2 protein-coding genes and 1 pseudogene are annotated in these 1,682 nt (G+C 61.9%); all 3 read left to right on the top strand.

The window, feature by feature from the left end:
- Positions 1 to 194 precede the first annotated feature (194 nt).
- Positions 195 to 857: a DUF6735 family protein gene (locus FJT57_RS15845; RefSeq protein ID WP_144906820.1), complete on the top strand. Its 663-nt coding sequence runs from the start codon at positions 195 to 197 to the stop codon at positions 855 to 857.
- A 75-nt stretch (positions 858 to 932) separates the two neighbouring features.
- Positions 933 to 1,355, top strand: coding sequence for a hypothetical protein (locus FJT57_RS15840; protein WP_144906818.1), 423 nt, complete (start codon positions 933 to 935; stop codon positions 1,353 to 1,355).
- 102 nt (positions 1,356 to 1,457) lie between these two features.
- A pseudogene (locus FJT57_RS15835) lies at positions 1,458 to 1,682 on the top strand (hypothetical protein); the annotation flags it as partial.

Below are 1,682 nucleotides of genomic sequence, written 5' to 3'. Positions count from 1 at the left end.
GAATTCGACATCCAGACAGCCGGATTTACCAAGTGCCGCTTTCCCGTGCTGGCGAAACGGTACGTCATCCGCGACGGTGAGGTCCTGTACGCGGACCTCAGTTCCCCCGACCTGATCGACGAGTAGCGTTGTTCGTCCCCTGGGAGGGGTGCGGGGCGATCCAGTCGTGGGTCGTCCTACGAGGTGATTGTTCAATGGGCCACCGCGCACTCGTTGCGTACGAACGAACTGACGGACAGTACACGCTTCATTACTCTCATTGGGGTGCTGCGAACCTGAAACTCAAGCACCGAATCTCGGCTGAGTCGCCGTTCGGTGGCGAAGACACCGACTCCAAGTGGGCGAAACAGCTGCTGGCGGAACTGGCCGATGGCCTCGAAGCAGATGCGGTCGACGGCTACCTCGCTGGCGAGGATCGACCGTCGACGGTCGTCGAGCCGAAGCCCTGCGCCACCGGGCTTACCCTCGACGAGATCGTCGCGGACCATCTCGACTATCTCCACCACGAGGCGTTCTACGTGGTGTCACCGACCTTCGAGGTAGCCGCCTACCGGACACTGTGGTTCGGCCTCCAGTACGATTCAGAGACGGTCGCCCACGACGAGACAGTCGGGAACGGGGCGCTCGCCACCGTCCGATGGCACGACGGCGAGCCGGTCGGCGATGGCCATCTGAAGGGGCAGTTCCGGGCACTGAAAGACGTCGTTGGCGATATGGTCGACAAGGGTGTGTTCACCCAGTCGACGGCTCGCCAGTACCTCAAGCAGAAGCTCGGCGAGTGGATCGGGAAGCGCCAAGAGTTGCGCATCCCGAGCGGTGAAGCACCGTCTCCGGACGCGACACTCAGCCGCTCGTAGGGCGATTTGCGTCGAAGCAGATGGTGGTTTTTCTGGGGCAGAAAGGACTGAACCCCACCGTAGGCTCGTGATTTGATGCCCGAGAAACCAGACGACGATCCATTCCACGATTGCGAGTTAGATCCCGACGCAGTCCTCGGGACACACACCTTCCACGATGTCCTGTTCACCGACGATACCGAGACGCCGGTAAACGTGCTCACCGGCGAGACGCCAGCACATTCGCAGGCGAGCGTCGAGGAAGCGAAGGCGTTCGCTACGAGTATCGACACGGACACACCACAAATCGCGCTCCCGGCCTCTGTCGAGACGCAGGTCGAGACTCAGAGCAAGCCCTACACTGCAGCTGCGTTCTTCCACTTCAAGGCGACGGGGTCGCTCGAACGACACCGTGCCTACCACGCCGCGTACGACTCGGATGCGTTCACCGTCGACTTCGAGGCCGACTACGCGTCGGGCGATCTAACCATCACAGTCGAGCGAGCGAACGAGTCCTAAGACTCGACCGCTAGATCAGGTTTTTCGAGCGCCGGCGATGGGTGCCGGCGCAGCTGGAGCGAGCAACGATTCCCGGTGCGTCGGCGTTTCGAGGTGTTCGAGATGCATATGGTGATTTACGCTCTGGTAGAGGCATCGACGCACGACGACGCGCTGGCCACCGGAAAGTCAGTGTTCGACCGCTTGGTCGGCGCGGACCCACATGCCGGCGCCGTCTTCGATTACTATGTGACCTTCGACGAGGAGGACACGTCCGTTGCGGGGAAGGCACGATGGGGGAAGTTGCCGACGGCAGCCCCCGTCGATTCTGATGACGGCCAGGAACTC

The sequence above is a fragment of the Halobellus captivus genome (assembly GCF_007655485.1).
GTDB lineage: Archaea > Halobacteriota > Halobacteria > Halobacteriales > Haloferacaceae > Haloquadratum > Haloquadratum captivum.
Note: the sequence above shows the minus strand (reverse complement) of the source record. Positions and strands in the feature narration are given on the sequence as shown.